This window comes from Streptomyces cyaneofuscatus (assembly GCF_033109485.1).
GTDB classification, from domain to species: domain Bacteria; phylum Actinomycetota; class Actinomycetes; order Streptomycetales; family Streptomycetaceae; genus Streptomyces; species Streptomyces cyaneofuscatus.
The window spans coordinates 6,825,169-6,840,986 of sequence record NZ_CP137002.1; the positions used below are offsets into that span (position 1 = coordinate 6,825,169).

16 protein-coding genes are annotated in these 15,818 nt (G+C 71.7%); 12 read left to right on the forward strand and 4 right to left on the reverse strand.

Features of this window, described 5'->3' with window-relative positions:
- The 3 genes from R2B67_RS30075 to R2B67_RS30085 all read left to right on the forward strand — a co-directional run bounded on the left by R2B67_RS30075 (position 1) and on the right by R2B67_RS30085 (position 4,111).
- Positions 1 to 1,374 carry an ABC transporter ATP-binding protein gene (locus R2B67_RS30075; protein ID WP_317822405.1) on the forward strand — a complete coding sequence of 458 codons (1,374 nt, stop codon included), beginning with the start codon at positions 1 to 3 and terminating at the stop codon, positions 1,372 to 1,374.
- A 222-nt stretch (positions 1,375 to 1,596) separates the two neighbouring features.
- On the forward strand, positions 1,597 to 2,991 hold the full coding sequence (locus R2B67_RS30080) for an aldehyde dehydrogenase family protein (RefSeq protein WP_317822407.1): 1,395 nt from the start codon (positions 1,597 to 1,599) through the stop codon (positions 2,989 to 2,991).
- Positions 2,992 to 3,031: 40 nt separating this feature from the next.
- Positions 3,032 to 4,111 carry a Zn-dependent alcohol dehydrogenase gene (locus R2B67_RS30085; protein ID WP_317822409.1) on the forward strand — a complete coding sequence of 360 codons (1,080 nt, stop codon included), beginning with the start codon at positions 3,032 to 3,034 and terminating at the stop codon, positions 4,109 to 4,111.
- Positions 4,112 to 4,175: 64 nt separating this feature from the next.
- On the opposite strand, the gene R2B67_RS30090 is transcribed toward R2B67_RS30085, so the two are convergent.
- Both R2B67_RS30090 and R2B67_RS30095 read right to left on the reverse strand, forming a co-directional pair.
- Positions 4,176 to 5,153 carry a DMT family transporter gene (locus tag R2B67_RS30090; protein ID WP_317822411.1) on the reverse strand — a complete coding sequence of 326 codons (978 nt, stop codon included), beginning with the start codon at positions 5,151 to 5,153 and terminating at the stop codon, positions 4,176 to 4,178.
- 274 nt (positions 5,154 to 5,427) lie between these two features.
- Positions 5,428 to 6,105 (reverse strand): TetR/AcrR family transcriptional regulator, encoded by a 678-nt coding sequence (locus R2B67_RS30095; protein ID WP_317822412.1) that lies wholly within the window; start codon positions 6,103 to 6,105, stop codon positions 5,428 to 5,430.
- 92 nt (positions 6,106 to 6,197) lie between these two features.
- On the opposite strand from R2B67_RS30095, the gene R2B67_RS30100 reads away from it, so the two are divergent.
- The 4 genes from R2B67_RS30100 to R2B67_RS30115 all read left to right on the forward strand — a co-directional run bounded on the left by R2B67_RS30100 (position 6,198) and on the right by R2B67_RS30115 (position 9,627).
- Complete coding sequence (locus R2B67_RS30100; protein ID WP_317822413.1) at positions 6,198 to 7,349, forward strand: acyl-CoA dehydrogenase family protein; 1,152 nt, start codon at positions 6,198 to 6,200, stop codon at positions 7,347 to 7,349.
- A 98-nt stretch (positions 7,350 to 7,447) separates the two neighbouring features.
- Positions 7,448 to 7,738, forward strand: a complete 291-nt coding sequence (locus tag R2B67_RS30105; protein ID WP_010070249.1) for a YiaA/YiaB family inner membrane protein — start codon at positions 7,448 to 7,450, stop codon at positions 7,736 to 7,738.
- 88 nt (positions 7,739 to 7,826) lie between these two features.
- On the forward strand, positions 7,827 to 8,456 hold the full coding sequence (locus tag R2B67_RS30110) for a TetR/AcrR family transcriptional regulator (protein WP_018515422.1): 630 nt from the start codon (positions 7,827 to 7,829) through the stop codon (positions 8,454 to 8,456).
- A 43-nt stretch (positions 8,457 to 8,499) separates the two neighbouring features.
- Positions 8,500 to 9,627 carry a substrate-binding domain-containing protein gene (locus R2B67_RS30115; RefSeq protein WP_317822418.1) on the forward strand — a complete coding sequence of 376 codons (1,128 nt, stop codon included), beginning with the start codon at positions 8,500 to 8,502 and terminating at the stop codon, positions 9,625 to 9,627.
- Here the strand turns inward: R2B67_RS30115 and R2B67_RS30120 are convergent.
- Entirely contained in the window at positions 9,584 to 10,069 is a 486-nt protein-coding gene (locus R2B67_RS30120; protein ID WP_317822419.1) for a MarR family winged helix-turn-helix transcriptional regulator, read from the reverse strand. The two genes, R2B67_RS30115 and R2B67_RS30120, sit on opposite strands and share 44 nt — an antisense overlap.
- Positions 10,070 to 10,470: 401 nt before the next feature.
- Here R2B67_RS30120 and urtA point away from each other — a divergent pair, with 401 nt between their 5' ends.
- The 5 genes from urtA to urtE are packed head-to-tail and all read left to right on the forward strand — an operon-like array spanning position 10,471 to position 15,263.
- Entirely contained in the window at positions 10,471 to 11,718 is a 1,248-nt protein-coding gene (gene urtA, locus R2B67_RS30125; RefSeq protein WP_317822421.1) for an urea ABC transporter substrate-binding protein, read from the forward strand.
- Positions 11,715 to 12,599: an urea ABC transporter permease subunit UrtB gene (gene urtB, locus R2B67_RS30130; protein WP_018515418.1), complete on the forward strand. Its 885-nt coding sequence runs from the start codon at positions 11,715 to 11,717 to the stop codon at positions 12,597 to 12,599. The genes urtA and urtB overlap by 4 nt, the downstream gene beginning before the upstream one ends.
- Positions 12,596 to 13,759, forward strand: a complete 1,164-nt coding sequence (urtC, locus tag R2B67_RS30135; protein WP_317822423.1) for an urea ABC transporter permease subunit UrtC — start codon at positions 12,596 to 12,598, stop codon at positions 13,757 to 13,759. Before urtB ends, urtC begins: the two co-directional genes overlap by 4 nt.
- Entirely contained in the window at positions 13,756 to 14,559 is an 804-nt protein-coding gene (gene urtD / locus R2B67_RS30140; protein WP_317822424.1) for an urea ABC transporter ATP-binding protein UrtD, read from the forward strand. Before urtC ends, urtD begins: the two co-directional genes overlap by 4 nt.
- A gap of 5 nt (positions 14,560 to 14,564) precedes the next feature.
- On the forward strand, positions 14,565 to 15,263 hold the full coding sequence (urtE, locus tag R2B67_RS30145; RefSeq protein ID WP_317822426.1) for an urea ABC transporter ATP-binding subunit UrtE: 699 nt from the start codon (positions 14,565 to 14,567) through the stop codon (positions 15,261 to 15,263).
- A gap of 84 nt (positions 15,264 to 15,347) precedes the next feature.
- Here urtE and R2B67_RS30150 read toward each other — a convergent pair whose 3' ends face one another.
- Positions 15,348 to 15,809, reverse strand: coding sequence for a MaoC family dehydratase (locus tag R2B67_RS30150; protein WP_026242090.1), 462 nt, complete (start codon positions 15,807 to 15,809; stop codon positions 15,348 to 15,350).
- Positions 15,810 to 15,818: the final 9 nt, after the last annotated feature.

Sequence of the window (15,818 nt, forward strand, 5' to 3'; positions counted from 1 at the left end):
ATGACGCGCGCCATCTCCCTGCACCACGTCAGCAAGAGCTACGGCCGGGACCGGCGGGCCGTCGACCGGTTCACGCTCTCCATCGAACCCGGCGAGTTCGTCGTTCTGCTCGGCCCCTCCGGCTGCGGCAAGTCGACCGTGCTGCGCATGATCGCGGGCCTGGAGGAGATCAGCGAGGGTGAGCTGCTGCTCGACGGCGAGTTCGCCAACCACATCCCGCCGCGGGAACGCGGCATGGCGATGGTGTTCCAGAACTTCGCGCTGTACCCGAGCATGACGAACCGCGCCAACATCGGCTTCCCGCTGAAGCTGGAGAACCCGCGCGAGGACAACAGCGCACGGATCGAGGCCACGGCCCGGATGCTCGGCATCGAGCACGTACTCGACCGCTACCCCGCTCAGCTCTCCGGCGGTGAGCGCCAGCGGGTGGCGATGGGCCGGGCCATCTCCCGCAGGCCCTCCGTCTTCCTGATGGACGAGCCGCTCTCCAACCTGGACGCCAAGCTCCGCAGCCATCTGCGCGCCGAGATCGCCCTGCTGACGAAAGAACTCGGCGTCACGACTGTCTATGTGACGCATGATCAGGCCGAGGCGATGTCCCTCGGGGACCGGGTGGCGGTGATGCGCGGCGGCGTCCTGCAACAGGTCAGCCCGCCCCGGGAGGTCTACGCGCTGCCGGAGAACGTCTTCGTGGCCGCGTTCATCGGCACCCCGCGGATCAACCTCCTCCAGGCCGTCGTCCACGCCCCGCTGGAGGGGCGGATGTCGATCGACCTCGGCCGCCAGCGGCTCGCCCTGCCCGAACCCCTCAGCCCCGACCACCAGTTGCTCCGTATCCAGCAGGGCCGCCGGATCATCGTCGGGCTGCGTTCGGAGGCGGTCCGGATCGCTCCGCCCAGCCATGCCCGCCCCGGTGAGGTGGCGCTCAGCGGGATCGTGGAGCACGTCGAGTACCAGGGGCACGAGGCGCTGGTGCACCTCAACACCGGTTCGCGGCCCGCCGTCGTCCCGGACCTCGAATCGGCCCAGCCCCGGCCCATGCCCCGCCGCCGCCGAGCTGCCGCGGGCCGCACCGGAGGCAGCACACAAGGCGCGCTCGGCGTCCTGGACCGGCTGAAGGGGCGGGCCGGTGCGCGGATCAGCGGCCCGGTCGTCACCCTCGACGACCCCGCCCCGGACCCCACGGCGGTCCGCACCCCGGACCGGCCCTCCGTCATCTCCGGCGACCTGGTGGTGCGCACCGGCCCCGACATGCGGCTGCGGACCGGCGGCCAGGTGCCGCTGCTGGTGGACCTGGCGCACCTGTACGTCTTCGACCACTACGGCCGCCGCATCTGCCCGCTGCCGCAGGACGTGCCCGGGCTGGACGGCTGAGGGTCCTGGGCTCTCCCGGGCTGGACGGACGCGGGTCCTGGGCTCTCCCGGGCTGGACGGCCGAGCCTTTCCCCTTCGGCCCCGGCGCACGCCTCCCGGCGTGACCGGCGTCTCCGGAAGCTCCCTGGCGCCGGAAAACTAACGGCGCTAGTTTGGGGCGGGGTGCGAGGGCGCCTCGCACCCGCCAGAGCGCCGGCACAGCCCGTCCGGGAGGAAACAGCCATGAAGGCCCACGACCAGATGTACATCGGCGGCGCGTGGCGGCCCGCCGTCGGCCAGGACACGATCGCGGTCGTGAACCCGGCCGACGAGCAGCTCATCGGCCACGTGCCGGCGGGCACGGCCGAGGACGTCGACGCGGCGGTGAAGGCCGCGCGCGCCGCGTTCCCCGGCTGGGCCGCCACCCCGCCCGCCGAGCGCGCCGCCCGGCTCTCCGCGCTGAGCGACGCGCTGGCCGCCCGCAAGGACGAGCTGGCCGAGACGATCACCGCCGAGTTGGGCGCGCCGCTGCCGCTCTCGCAGATGGTCCACGCCGCCGTGCCGGTCATGGTCGCCGCCTCGTACGCCGAACTGGCCGCCTCCTACGCCTTCGAGGAGCGGATCGGCAACTCCACCGTCCTGCTGGAGCCGGTCGGGGTCGTCGGCGCGATCACCCCCTGGAACTACCCGCTCCACCAGATCGTCGCCAAGGTCGCCCCCGCCCTCGCCGCCGGCTGCACGGTCGTCCTCAAGCCGGCCGAGGACACCCCGCTCACCGCCCAGCTCTTCGCCGAGGCCACCGAGGCCGCCGGGCTGCCCGCCGGGGTCTTCAACCTCGTCACCGGCCTCGGCCCGGTCGCCGGCCAGGCCCTCGCCGAGCACGAGGGCGTCGACCTGGTCTCGTTCACCGGATCGACCGCCGTCGGCAAGCAGATCGGCGCCACCGCCGGAGCCGCGATCAAGCGCGTCGCCCTCGAACTCGGCGGCAAGTCCGCCAACGTGATCCTGCCCGGCGCCGACCTCGCCAAGGCGGTCAACGTCGGCATCGCCAACGTGATGACCAACTCCGGCCAGACGTGCAGCGCCTGGACCCGGATGCTGGTCGACTCCGAGCGGTACGACGAGGCCGTGGAGCTCGCGGCGCGGGCCGTGCTCAAGTACGCGCCCGGCGAGCGCGTCGGCCCGCTGGTCAACGCCAAGCAGCAGGCCCGGGTGAGCGGTTACATCCAGAAGGGGATGGACGAGGGCGCCCGGCTGATCGCCGGAGGCCCCGCCGCGCCCCTGCCGACCGGCTACTACATCAGCCCCACCGTCTTCGCCGACGTCACCCCGGACATGACCATCGCCCAGGAGGAGATCTTCGGCCCGGTGGTCTCGATCCTCCGCTACGAGGACGTGGACGACGCCCTCCGTATCGCCAACGGCACCGTGTACGGGCTCGCGGGAGCCGTGTGGGCGGCCGACGACGAGGAAGCGGTGGCCTTCGCCCGCCGGATGGACACCGGACAGGTGGACATCAACGGCGGCCGGTTCAACCCCCTGGCCCCCTTCGGCGGTTACAAGCAGTCCGGGGTCGGCCGCGAGCTGGGTCCGCACGGTCTGGCGGAGTACCTCCAGACGAAGTCGCTCCAGTTCTGACCCCCCGTAACCCCTTCCTTTCCTTCTGAGGAGTCTGTTCGTGGTCCGCGCCGCCGTACTGCCCGCCGTCGGAGCTCCGCTGGAGATCACCGACATCGTCCTGCCCGAGCCCGGCCCCGGCCAGGTGCGCATCGCGCTCGCCGCGGCGGGGGTCTGCCACTCCGACCTGTCCCTGTCCAACGGCACCATGCGGGTGCCGGTGCCCGCCGTCCTCGGCCACGAGGGCGCCGGCACGGTCCTGGCGGTCGGCGAGGGCGTCACCCATGTCGCCCCCGGTGACGGCGTGGTCCTCAACTGGGCGCCCTCCTGCGGTGCTTGCTTCCACTGCGGGATCGGCGAGGTCTGGCTCTGCGCCGACGCCCTGAAGGGGACCGCCAACCTCCACGCCCGTACGGCCGACGGCACCGACCTGCACCCCGGCCTCAACGTGGCGGCCTTCGCGGAGGAGACCGTCGTCGCCGCGAACTGCGTCCTCCCCGCCCCCGACGGCATCCCGCTCACCGACGCCGCCCTCCTCGGCTGCGCGGTCCTCACCGGGTACGGGGCGATCCACCACAGCGCCAAGGTCCGCGAGGGCGAGAGCGTGGTCGTCTTCGGGGTCGGCGGCGTCGGCCTCGCCGTGCTCCAGGCGGCCCGGATCGCGGGCGCCTCCCGGATCATCGCGGTCGACGTCTCCCCGGCCAAGGAGGAGCTGGCCCGACAGGCCGGGGCCACCGACTACGTCATCGCCTCCGCCACCACCCCGCGCGAGATCCGCAAACTCACCGGCGGCCAGGGCACGGACGTCGCCGTGGAGTGCGTCGGCCGGCCCGCGACCATCCGGGCCGCCTGGGAGTCCACCCGGCGCGGCGGCCGTACGACGGTCGTCGGGATCGGCGGCAAGGACCAGGAGGTCACCTTCAACGCCCTGGAGATCTTCCACTGGGGCCGGTCCCTCACGGGCTGCGTCTACGGCAACAGCGACCCGGCCCGCGATCTGCCCGCCCTGGCCGACCACATCCGCGCGGGCCGCTTCGACCTGTCGATGATGGTCACCGAACGCATCGCGCTGGACGGCATCCCGGCCGCCTTCGACAACATGATCGCGGGCAAGGGCGGCCGGGCGCTGGTGGTGTTCTAGACGCTGGCCCAGGTGGCCCGGCGACCTGGAGGTCACCGGGCCACCGGTCACCGGCCGGGCGACGTCACGGTCGCCGCGCGCTCCGCCGCTCCGCGTCGGGACGGTGCTCCACCACCGGCAGGGCCGGAGCCGCCGGAGCGGGCCGCTGACGGCTCCGGGAGACCGCCACCCCGGCCAGGCAGAGCAGCCCGCCGAGAACGCCGAGGGGGGTCGGCACCTCGTCCAGCAGCACCCACGCCATGAGCACCACGATCGCGGGGACCGCGTACGTGGTGGCGCCCATCCGGCCCGCGGTGGTCCGGGCCAGCGCGTAGCCCCAGGTGGTGAAGGCCAGCGCGGTCGGAAAGACGCCCAGGTAGATCATGTTCAGCGTGGCGGACATCGGCGCGTCGGCCGCCTCGGAGATCAGCACCCCGGTGAACGGCAGGCAGGCGACGGCGCCGATCAGGCAGCCGAAGGTGTTGATCTGGAGCGAGGAACCGTACGCGAGCGCCGGCTTCTGGCTCACCACGCCCAGCGCGTACACCACGGCGGCCAGCAGGCAGAGCGCCACGCCCAGCACGGACGAGCTGCCGTGCCCGGACATGGCGAGGCCGACGACGACGGCGCCCGAGAACGAGATCCCCATCCCCAGCAACAGCCGGCGCGGCAGCCCCTCGCCGAGCATCCGGGCGCCCATCAGGGCCATCAGGATCGGCCCGATGTTCACGAGCATCGCGGCGGTCCCGGCGTCGACCTCCTGCTCGCCCCAGTTGAGCGCCACCATGTAGAGCCCGAACCAGAGCACCCCGGACGTGATGATCCCGCGCCAGGCCCCGCGCCCCGGAAGCCCTTCCCGCCGTACGAGGAGGATCGCCCCGAGCACCAGCACGCCCGCCAGCAGCCGCCCGAGGGCGAGAGCACCGGGGGAGTAGGCCTCGCCCGCACTGCGGATGGAGACGAAGGCGGAGGCCCACAGGACCACGGTGGTGCAGGCGGCGGCGGTGGCACGCCAGGATCGGGCGGGGGTTGGGGTGGCCGGGCCGGCCGGGGTCGTCGTCATGGCCACGACCGTAGGCCCGAATCGCTTCGTCCCCCACCGAATTGTCACCAGCCGTCAATCGACGGGAGGCCCCCTCCACCCCGTCCGCGCACTTCCATCGCGCCCGTGCGCCCCCAGCCCGTCCAGCGCTTGAGGACGGAACCGTGCACCCACCCAGCCCGTCCGGCGTTTGAGGACGGAACCGTCGCGGTGGCACCGGGCAACCCCTCCGTGTCCGGAAAGCACAGGCGCCGCCCATCCCAGGCAAGGGTTCCGTCCTCAAACGCCGGACGGGCTAAGGATGCTTCGGCGCCCGCCGAACCGTTTCCGTGGGCCGCGCGTACTCCTCGTACTGGAGCGCCAGCCCGTCCAGCAGCGCCCGCAGCCCCACCTCGAAGGCCCCCTCGTCCACCTCCCGCCCCCGCTCCGCCAGGAGATGCGCCTGGCCCAGATGCGGGTAGTCGGCCGGGTCGTACGCGCTCTCGTCGTCCACGAACCCCCCGGCGAAGGACCCCAGCGCCGACCCGGTGATGAAGTACCGCATCAGCGCCCCGATCCGAGTCGCCTGCGCGGGCGGCCACCCCGCCCCCACCATCGCCCCGAACACCGCGTCGGCGACCCGCAGCCCCGCCGGCCGCCGCCCCGGCCCCCGGGCGAGGACCGGCACGATGTGCGGGTGCGCGGCGAGGGCGGCCCGGTAGGAGAGCGCCCAGTCGTGCAGGGCCTCCCGCCAGTCGCGGGCGTCCGACGCCTCGAACATCGACAGATCGACCTGTACGGAGACGGCGTCGGCGACCGCGTCGAGGATCTCGTCCTTGTTGCGGAAGTGGTTGTAGAGCGAGGGCCCGCTGACCCCGAGGACGGCCGCCAGCCGGCGCGTGGAGACGGCGTCGAGCCCCTCGGCGTCCACGAGGGCGCTCGCCGCTTCCACGATGCGGTCTCTGCTGAGGAGGGGCTTGCGCGGTCGGGCCATGCGGCTCATAGTAGGCGCTGCGAACCAGAAACTAGCAGTGCTAATTAATCGGCGCACGGGAAAGCGGTGTGCGAGAAGGTGGGTGGCGCGCGATGAACCTGGAGCTCAGCCAGGAGCAGGAAGCCGTCCGGCGGCTGGCCGAGGAGTTCGTGGCCCGTGAGGTCACGCCGCACGTCGTCGCGTGGGACCGGGCCGAGAATGTCGACAGGTCGATCGTGAAGAAGCTCGGCGCGCTCGGCTTCCTCGGCCTCACCGTCCCCGAGGAGTACGGCGGCTCCGGCGGCGACCACCTCACGTACTGCCTGGTCACCGAGGAGCTCGGCCGCGGCGACTCCTCCGTGCGCGGGATCGTCTCCGTCTCGCTCGGCCTGGTCGCCAAGACCGTCGCGTCCTGGGGGAGCGAGGAGCAGAAGCGCCAGTGGCTGCCCCGGCTCACCTCCGGCGAGGCGATCGGCTGCTTCGGCCTCACCGAGCCCGGCACCGGCTCGGACGCCGGCAACCTCGCCACCCGGGCCGTACGCGACGGCGGTGACTACGTCATCAACGGCACCAAGATGTTCATCACCAACGGCACCTGGGCCGACGTCGTCCTGCTCTTCGCCCGCACGAACGACGCCCCCGGCCACCGCGGCGTCTCCGCCTTCCTCGTCCCCGCCGACACCCCCGGCCTCACCCGCCGCACCATCCACGGCAAGCTCGGCCTCCGCGGCCAGGCCACCGCCGAACTGGTCCTGGAGGACGTCCGGGTCCCCGCCACCACCCTCCTCGGCCCCGAGGGCAAGGGCTTCACCGTCGCCATGTCGGCCCTCGCCAAGGGCAGGATGTCCGTCGCGGCGGGCTGCGTCGGCATCGCCCAGGCCGCCCTGGACGCCTCCGTGCGGTACGCCGGTGAGCGCGAGCAGTTCGGAAAGGGCATCGCCGGACACCAGCTCGTCCAGGAGCTGCTCAGCGACATCTCCGTGGACGTCGAGGCGGCCCGGCTGCTCACCTGGCGGGTGGCCGACCTCGTCGACCGGGGCCAGGAGTTCGCCACCGCCGCCTCCCAGGCCAAGCTGTACGCCTCCGAGGCCGCCGTCCGCTGCGCCAACAACGCCATCCAGGTCTTCGGCGGCTACGGCTACATCGACGAGTACCCGGTCGGCAAGCTGCTCCGCGACGCCCGCGTGATGACGCTCTACGAGGGCACCAGCCAGATCCAGAAGCTCATCATCGGCCGCGCGTTGACGGGCGTCTCCGCCTTCTGACCACGACGGCTGCCACCTCGGCTCGTACGCGTGTCTGAGTACATGGCTGAGTACGGGCGCGGATGTGGCCCGCACCACATCGGGCGGATGCTGGGCCCATGAGTGACACGACATCGGTCAAGCAGCAGAGCACCGCAGCCTTCTACGTCCAGGCCGTGGCCTCCTTCATGGTGGCCATCGGCGCGGTCGCCTTCGGTATCTTCTTCCTCGACGCCGACGCCTGGGTGCGTGGCTTCCTCGCCATCGGCGTGCTCTACCTGGTCACGTCCTGCTTCACGCTCGCCAAGGTGATCAGGGACCGCCAGGAGGCCGGGCAGATCCACAGCCGGGTCGACCAGGCCCGGCTGGAGAAGATCCTCGCCGAGCACGACCCGTTCCAGAAGCTCTGATCCCGTACCGCCTGCCGGACAGCCCCTAAGCGCTTGCTCAGGTTCGGGGTATGGTGTTCGTCCTGTTGACGGAGAGGGGCCCTGGGCGATGAGTACGGCGGAGGAGACGAGCGGCGACGACGCTCCCTGGGGCGAGGTCACGCCCGAGGCGGCCAGGCGGCTCCTCGTCGCCGCGGTCGACGCCTTCGCCGAGCGCGGGTACCACGCGACCACCACCCGCGACATCGCCGGCCGGGCCGGGATGAGCCCGGCCGCGCTCTACATCCACTACAAGACGAAGGAAGAGCTGCTCCACCGGATCAGCAAGATCGGCCACGACCGGGCGCTGTACGTCCTCCAGGCCGAGGCCGACCGGGACGGCACCGCCGCCGACCGGCTCGCCGGGGCCGTACGGTCCTTCGTCCGCTGGCACGCCGAGCGCCACACCACCGCACGCGTCGTCCAGTACGAGCTCGACGCCCTCGGCCCCGAGCACCGCACCGAGATCGTCGAGCTGCGCCGCAGGAGCGACGCGGTGGTGCGCCGGATCATCAGCGAGGGGGTGGCGGCGGGCGAGTTCGACGTCCCCGACATCCCCGGCACCACCCTCGCCGTGCTCTCCCTCTGCATCGACGTGGCCCGCTGGTTCAACGCCCAGGGCAGCCGCACGCCCGACGAGGTCGGCGCGCTCTACGCGGACCTCGTCCTGCGGATGGTCGGAGCCCCGCCCCAGCTCTGAGGGATGCCTTGGCCCGGGCGAGCGGTGGGGCAATCATGGGCGCATGTCACCGCCCCCGCCCCCGCGGCCGCACTTTCGTCCCCCCGAGTGGTTCACCGTGGACGCGTCGGCGCTGAACGTGGCGCTGGTGTATCCGATGCAGGGGCCGGCGGGGATCTTCGGGCCGGGGTGCGAGGCGTGCGCCCGGCTGGCCGTGGAGGAGGTCAACGCGGCGGGCGGGGTGCTGGGTCGGGAGCTGCGGCTCCTGGAGGTGGACGGCGGGGCGGAGCCGTCGAGGGTCGCCGCCGAGGTCGAGGCGCTGGTGGCGGCGGGGGCCGTGCAGGGGGTCACCGGCTGGCACATCAGCTCGGTACGGCAGGCGGTGGCACCACGGGTGGCGCACCGCGTGCCGTACGTCTACACAGCGCTGTACGAGGGCGGTGAGCGGACCGAGGGCGTCTTCATGACCAGCGAGACACCGGCGGGGCAGCTGCTCCCGGCGATGCGGATGCTCGCGCGGATCCGGGACGTGCGCCGCTGGTTCGTCGTCGGGAACGACTACATCTGGCCGCGCTGCACCGCCCGGGCGGCCCGCCGGTACGCGCGGGAGTCCCGGGGGCGGGTGTGCGGGGAGGCGTATCTGCCGCTGGGGACGGACGACTTCGCCGGTGTCCTGCGCCGGATCGAGCGCGCGGAAGCGGACGCCGTGCTGATGCTGCTCGTGGGCAGCGACGCGGTGCGGTTCAACCGGGCGTTCGCGGCGGCCGGGCTGGACGCCCGCTGTCTGCGGCTGAGCACGTTGATGGACGAGAGCATGCTGCTGGGCAGCGGCCCCGAGGCGACCGCCGACCTGTACAGCACGGCCGGGTTCTTCGCCTCGCTCGCCGACGGGCACAGCATGGACTTTCACGGCCGCTACGCCGCCCGCTTCGGCGCGGACGCACCGGTCCCCGGCAGCCTCGGCGAGTCCTGCTACGAAGGTGTGTTGCTGCTGGCGGCCCTCATCGAGCGGGCCCGGACCCTGGACGTGTCCGCCATCGGCGCGGCCGCCGAGCACGTCCGGTACGAGGGCCCGCGCGGCCTGCTCGGCCTGGACGGGCGGCATGTGCGCCAGCGCATCTATCTGGCGGAGGCGGACGGACTCGACTTCACCGTGCTCGCCCAACTGGACTCCCCGCAGCGGTTGTTGTAGCCCGCTCGTTGTCGCCCCCGTCGGCCAGCGCGCCCGACAGTCGGCTGAGCAGCGGCATCAGCTGATGCTCCTCGTCCTCCGTGAGCCCCGGGGGCGTCGGCCCCCACTCCGCCCGTACCGCACGGGAGAGCTGACGCCGCCGCCGTAGTCCCCGGGGGGTGAGCTGGACCAGGACCCGGCGGCGGTCGGCGGGGTCGACGCGGCGGAACACCAGGTTCTGGTCGACGAGTTGGTCGATGATCTTGGTGAGGGTCGGCGCGGGCAGGGCGGCGTCCTGGGCGAGGGCCGTCATGCTCCGGCCCTCGTCGCCCGAGAGCAGGTCGAGGACCCGCCACGCGTCGACGGAGCAGTCGTACGCGTCGAGCACCGACTGGATACGACGCGCCGCGAGGCGCTCGGCCCGGGTCAGCAGGTGGAGCAGGTCCTGGGGCTGCCTCGCCATCGCACTCCTCGGGGCTCACGTCTCCACGGCCCCCGTGGCGGGGGTGCGTCGGAGCCTACAACCGATCACCGGGCTCCCGGCAGACCGTATGCCGATTCTGATCCTTTCCGGTGGAAGTAATGAATACCCGCATCGCGAATTCGTTCCCCCATAGGCCGATTGACGTCAACTCGCATCAGTCCGAAACACGATTACTTCCGCCGGAAACTGTTCTTCAACTACGCGGCAACGCACCCGAAACAGTTCCGCCGCAGGCTGTGGACCACTTCAGAGACCAGCCCGGAGGCCACCCCGGAACGGCTGGGCCCTCCCCTTTCCCCTCCCTTCCTCCGCTCGCTCCCTCGCTCCCCCGCTCGGAGGAATCCGCTCGCACCCGCCCTTCGGGGCAAGGAGGTATTGCCATGTCCGGGCTCATCACCAGGCGCGGTCTTCTGGCCGGCATCTCCGCTCTCGGCGCCGGCGCGGCTCTCAGCGCCTGCGGCGCCAAGACCGGCAGCGACACGTCGAAGGCGGCCGGCGCGAAGGCCGACACCTCGGGCGACACCGTCAGGGTCGGCCTGCTGAACTCGCTCTCCGGCACGATGGCGATCAGCGAGGTGACCGTCCACAACGCGCTGCTCCTCGCGGTCAAGGAGGTCAACGCCGCCGGCGGCGTCCTCGGCAAGCAGCTCAAGCCGGTCAGTCAGGACGGGGCGTCCGACTGGCCGACCTTCGCCGAGAAGGCGCAGGCGCTCATCACGGACTCCAAGGTCGTCGCGACCTTCGGCTGCTGGACCTCGGCCAGCCGCAAGGCGGTAAAGCCGGTCTTCGAGCGGAACAAGTCGCTGCTCTTCTACCCCGTGCAGTACGAGGGGCTGGAGCAGTCCCCGTACATCTTCTACTCCGGCGCCACCACCAATCAGCAGATCGTGCCCGCGCTCGACTACCTCAAGAAGCAGGGCCTCACCAAGCTCTACCTCGTCGGCAGCGACTACGTCTTCCCGCGCACCGCCAACAAGATCATCAAGACGTACGCGAAGGCGAACGGCATGGAGGTGCTCGGCGAGGACTACGCGCCGCTGGGCTCCACGGAGTTCGCGACCATCGTCAACAAGGTCAGGAGCGCGGGGGCCGACGCGGTCTTCAACACCCTGAACGGCGACAGCAACGTGGCCTTCTTCAAGGAGTACAAGTCCGCGGGGCTGACCGCCAAGAAGCTGCCGGTGCTCTCCGTCTCCATCGCGGAGGAGGAAGTCAAGAGCATCGGAACGCAGTATCTGGAAGGGCAGTTGACGGCCTGGAACTACTACCAGACCACGCCCGGCGCGGCCAACGAGAAGTTCGTCGCCGCGTACCAGGCGGCGTACGGCAAGGACAAGCCGACCAGTGACCCGATGGAGGCCGCGTACATCTCCGTCCACCTGTGGAAGGCGATGGTCGAGAAGGCGGGGTCCTTCGACGTCGAGAAGGTGAAGGCGGCCTCGGACGGGATCACGTTCGACGCGCCGGAGGGCAAGGTGACGGTCGACGGCGCCACGCAGCACGTCCACAAGACCGCCCGCATCGGCAAGGTCACCGCGAACGGGCTCATCGAGGAGGTCTGGAACTCGGGCGGGCCCATCAAGCCCGACCCGTACCTGAAGGGCTACGACTGGGCGGCGGACCTGTGACGGTCATCCTCAACCAGTCCTTCACCGGCGTCAGCATCGGCGCCGTCCTCCTCCTCATCGCCCTCGGCCTGACCCTCACCTTCGGGCAGATGGGCGTCATCAACATGGCGCACGGTGAGTTCATCATGGCCGGCGCCTACACGACGTACGTGCTCCAGAAGCCGATCGGCGATGCCGGGATCTCGCTCCTCCTCGCCCTGCCGGTCGCCTTTCTCGTCGCCGGGTCGATGGGCGCGCTCCTGGAGTGGCTGCTGATCCGGCGGCTGTACACGCGTCCGCTGGACACCCTGCTGGTGACCTGGGGCGTCTCGCTGATGCTCCAGCAGTTGGCGCGGGACATCTTCGGCGCGCCGAACGTGCAGACGACCGCGCCGGGCCTGCTGACCGGGAGCGTCTCGGTCGCGGGGGTCAACCTGGCGAACAGCCGGCTGTTCATCCTCGGGTTCGCGCTGTTGTGCGTGGCCGGCCTGGCGGCGATCCTGCGGACCACACCGCTGGGCCGCCGGATCCGGGCGGTCGTGCAGAACCGGGACCTCGCCGAGGTGTCCGGCATCGCGACGGGCCGGGTGGACCGGACGACGTTCTTCATCGGCTCGGGTCTCGCGGGAATGGCGGGCGTCGCGCTGACCCTGATCGGCCCGATCGGGCCGACGACCGGGACCAACTACATTGTGGACGCCTTCCTGGTCGTGGTCGTCGGCGGCATCGGACGGCTCAGGGGCGCGGTCATCACCGCGTTCGTCCTCGGCCTGCTCCAGTCGGTCCTCGAATACTCCACGACCGTCAGCGTGGCGAAGGTGGTGGTCCTCGTGGGGATCGTGGCCTTCCTCCAGTGGCGGCCGCAGGGCCTGTACACCGTGCGCACCAGGAGCCTGGTATGACGACGACGAGCACCCCTCCGACGACGGCCGCCCCGGCCACCGAACCTCCGGCCGGGCCGCCGAAGACCCCCTTCCTCAGCCGCTTTCCGGGCCGCTTCCGTACCCCCGCCGCCTTTCTGCTCGGCGCGGTGCTGCTGGTGGGCGTCGCCCCGCTGGTCCTGTCGGACTTCCGGCTCGGCCTGCTCGCCAAATACCTCTGCTACGGGATCGTCGCGGTCGGCGTCAGTCTCGCCTGGGGCCGGGGCGGGCTGCTGGTGCTCGGGCAGGGGGTCTTCTTCGGCCTCGGCGGTTACGCCATGGCGATGCACCTCAAGCTCGCCGACGCGGCGGCGACCGGGGAGACCCTGCCGGACTTCATGCTGCTGTACGGGACCGAGGGCGGGCTGCCCTGGTGGTGGCAGCCCTTCGCCAACCCGGCCTTCGCGCTCGCCATGACGGTCGTGCTGCCGATGGCCGTCGCCGCTCTGCTCGGCGCGCTCGTCTTCCGCCGCCGGGTGAAGGGCGCGTACTTCGCGATCCTCAGCCAGGCGCTGGCGGCCGCGCTCGCGATCTGGCTGGTCGGCCAGCAGGCCACCACGGGCGGCACCAACGGCCTGACCGACTTCCAGGGCTTCTTCGGCTACGACCTCAACGACCCGGTCAACCAGCGGATGGTCTACGTCATCATCGCGGTCGCCCTGCTGCTCCTGATGGCCGCCGCCCGGCAGCTGTTCGTCAGCCGGTACGGCGAACTCCTCATCGCCGTACGGGACTCCGAGGAGCGGGTGCGCTTCCTCGGGTACAACCCGGCCAACGTCAAGCTGGTGGCGTACGTGGTCGCGGCCGGCATGGCGGGCCTGGCCGGTGCGCTGTTCGTCCCGGCGGTGGGGATCATCTCCCCGGCGCTCATCGGGATCGTGCCCTCCATCGGCTTCGTCATCGGCGCGGCGGTCGGCGGGCGGGCGTCGCTGGTGGGCGCGGTGCTCGGGGCGATTGCGGTGGCCTGGGCGCAGAGCACGCTCTCGGACGCGTGGCCGGCCGGGTGGACGTACCTCCAAGGGCTGCTGTTCGTCGTCGCGGTCGGCTTCCTGCCCGGCGGGCTGGCCTCGCTGCGGACGGTGCTGCGCAGGCGGCGGACCTCCTCCGACCGAGTCGGTGCAACGAAGGGAGTGACCACATGAGCGGCGAGGGACTGACCGTCCGCGACCTGCGGGTGACGTTCGACGGGGGCGTCACCGCCGTCGACGGCGTCGACCTGGACATCGGGCCGGGCGACCTGCGTTTCCTGATCGGGCCGAACGGCGCCGGCAAGACGACCCTGGTCGACGCCGTCACCGGCCTGGTGCGGGCGAGCGGATCGATCCGCTTCGGCGGCGAGGAGATCATCGGCGAGCCCGTGCACCGCATCGCCCGCCGGGGCATCGGCCGCACGTTCCAGACGGCGACCGTCTTCGAGCAGCTGACCGTCGAGCAGAACCTCGACATCGCCGCCGGGGCCGGCCGCGGCGCGCTGACCCTGCTCCGGCGGCGCCGGAACGTCCCCGACTCCGTGGGGAAGGCGCTGGAGACCACCGGGCTGACCGGGCTCCGCCACCGCCCGGCCGGGGTGCTGGCCCATGGCCAGAAGCAGAGCCTGGAGATCGGCATGCTGCTCGTCCAGGACGTGAAGCTGCTGCTGCTCGACGAGCCCGTCGCCGGGATGAGCCACGACGAACGTGAGGCAGCCGGCGCGCTGCTCCAGCGGGTCAGCGAGGACCGCACCGTCGTCGTCATCGAGCACGACATGGACTTCATGCGCTCGTTCGCCCGCAGCGTCAGTGTCCTGCACGCGGGCAAGGTCCTCAGCGAGGGGACGGTCGCCCAGGTCCAGGCCGACGCCAAGGTCCAGGAGGTCTACCTCGGCCGTGCCTCCGAGCCGGAACCGTCGGCGGCCGTTCCCGTCCCCGCCCCTGTCCCCGCCCCCGTCCGCGAAGAGGTGTGACCGCCGTGCTGGAGATCAACGACGTCCGCGCGGGCTACGACCGCACCACCGTCCTGCACGAGGTGACCGTGGCGGTGCCGCACGACGGCGTCGCCGCCGTCCTCGGCCACAACGGCGCGGGGAAGAGCACCCTCCTGCGCACCGCCATGGGCCTCATCAGGCCATTGCACGGGACGGTTCTCCTCGACGGCGAGGACATCACCCGCCTGGCGCCCCATCAGCGCGTGGCCCGTGGCATGGCGTACGTCCCCCAGGGCCAGCAGTCCTTCCCTCATCTGACCACCGCCGAGAACCTCCGGCTCGTCGCCGACGGCTCCCCACGCGGCGGCGGCCGCGACGCCATCGCCGAGGCCCTCGACCTCTTCCCGGTCCTGCGCGAACTCTCCCACCGCCGGGCCGGACTCCTCTCCGGCGGCCAGCGCCAGCAACTCGCCATCGCCCGCGCCCTCGTCACCCGCCCCCGGATCCTTCTCCTCGACGAACCGACCGAGGGCATCCAGCCCTCCGTCGTCGCCGAGATCGAGACCACGGTCCTCTCCCTGGCCGCGCGAGGCGGCCTCTGTGTCCTCCTCGTCGAGCAGCACGTCGGCTTCGCCATGCGGCCGGCCGAGCGCTACTACGTCCTGGAGGCGGGCCGGGTCACGTCGTCGGGGGAGGGCGGAACGGGTGCGGAGCGGACGGTCCGGGAGGCGCTGAGCGTGTGAGCCCTCCCGGGCCTTCCGCGGCGCGGAGCAGAAGCAGCGGCGCGGAGCAGAAGCAGCGGCGCAGGTCAGAAGTGGCGGCGCGGGTCAGAAGTAGTAGCGCGACACCGACTCGGCCACGCACGCGGGCTTCTCGCTGCCCTCGCGCTCGACCGTGACGAGCGCGGTGATCTGCACACCGCCCCCGGCCTCCTCGACGCTCGTGAGCACGGCGGTGGCCCGCAGCCGTGAGCCGACCGGGACGGTGGAGGGGAAACGGACCTTGTTGGTCCCGTAGTTGATGCCCATCTTCATGCCCTCGACCCGCATCACCTGCGGCACCAGCGCGGGCAGCAGCGAGAGCGTCAGATAGCCGTGCGCGATGGTCGTGCCGAACGGCCCGGCCGCCGCACGCTCCGGATCCACATGGATCCACTGGTGGTCGCCGGTCGCGTCGGCGAACAGGTCGATCCGCTTCTGGTCGACCTCCAGCCAGTCACTGTGCCCGAGCTGCTCGCCCACTCCGTCGCGCAGCTCCTGTGCGGACGTGAAGATCTTCGGCTCTGCCATGTTCCGGGT